General features: G+C 56.8%; 1 protein-coding gene. It reads left to right on the top strand.

The genetic code is table 11. The features are described from left to right. Positions 1 to 930 (top strand): IS5-like element ISPa41 family transposase (locus L6D80_RS29835; protein WP_181859317.1); only part of this gene is annotated, 930 nt, incomplete at its 5' end. Positions 931 to 1055 lie beyond the last annotated feature (125 nt).

The following is a 1055-nucleotide window of genomic DNA, read 5'->3' as shown; positions in this document are numbered from 1 at the left end:
ACCCGCCGAGAGCGCTTCCTCGCCGAAATGGATCAGGTGGTGCCCTGGGCAGGCCTGCTGGAGCTGATCGAACCGTTCTACCCCAAGGCCGGCGGCGGTAGAAAACCCTATCCTCTGGAAACCATGCTGCGCATCCATCTGTTGCAGAACTGGTTCTCCCTGAGCGACCCGGCCATGGAAGAAGCGCTCTACGAAATCACGCCCATGCGCCAGTTCGCACGCCTGACGCTGAGCGCGCCAATCCCCGAAGACACCACGATCATGAACTTCCGGCACTTGCTGGAGAAGCATCAGCTCGCACCGGCAATCCTTGCGGTCATCAATGGTTATCTGCAGGAAAAAGGCCTGTCGCTGCGCCAAGGCACCATCGTCGATGCCACCATTATTCATGCCCCCAGCTCGACCAAAAATAAAGAAGGCAAGCGTGATCCCGAGATGCACCAGACCAAGAAAGGCGGTCAGTATTTCTTCGGGATGAAGGCGCACATCGGTGCCGATGTCGAGTCCGGCCTGGTGCATCACGTCCATGGCACCGCTGCCAATGTGGCCGATGTCACGCAGGTGGCTGAACTGCTGCATGGCGAAGAAAACGCCGTGTATGCAGATGCCGGTTACACCGGTGTCGAAAGGCGCGAAGAGCATGAAAATCGGGGGGTGATCTGGCAGATTGCAGCGCGTCGCAGCACCTATTCCAAGCTGAACCAGCGCAGCGTACTGTACAAAGCCAAGCGCAAGATCGAGTTCTGCAAGGCTCAGACACGGGCCAAGGTCGAGCATCCGTTTCGCGTGATCAAGCGGCAGTTTGGTTACGTGAAAGTACGTTTTCGTGGGCTGATGAAAAACACGGCTCAGTTGACCACGCTGTTCGCCCTGGCAAACCTGTGGAGGGTTCGAAAACAGCTCATGGGTATGGGTGAGGTTCGCGTTTAACACGGAGAACCGGTCGAAAAAGCTCTCCGTACATGATTTTTCGGTCACTTTTCGTCCAATGACGCTGTAGGTGCCTGGAAAATTGCAACTTGCCGCGGCTGCACGACAAGTTGATCGGAGCATCC

The sequence above is a fragment of the Pseudomonas ceruminis genome (assembly GCF_021602025.1).
In the GTDB taxonomy this organism is placed as follows: Bacteria; Pseudomonadota; Gammaproteobacteria; order Pseudomonadales; family Pseudomonadaceae; genus Aquipseudomonas; species Aquipseudomonas ceruminis.
This window is presented reverse-complemented; position numbering and strand designations above follow the sequence as displayed.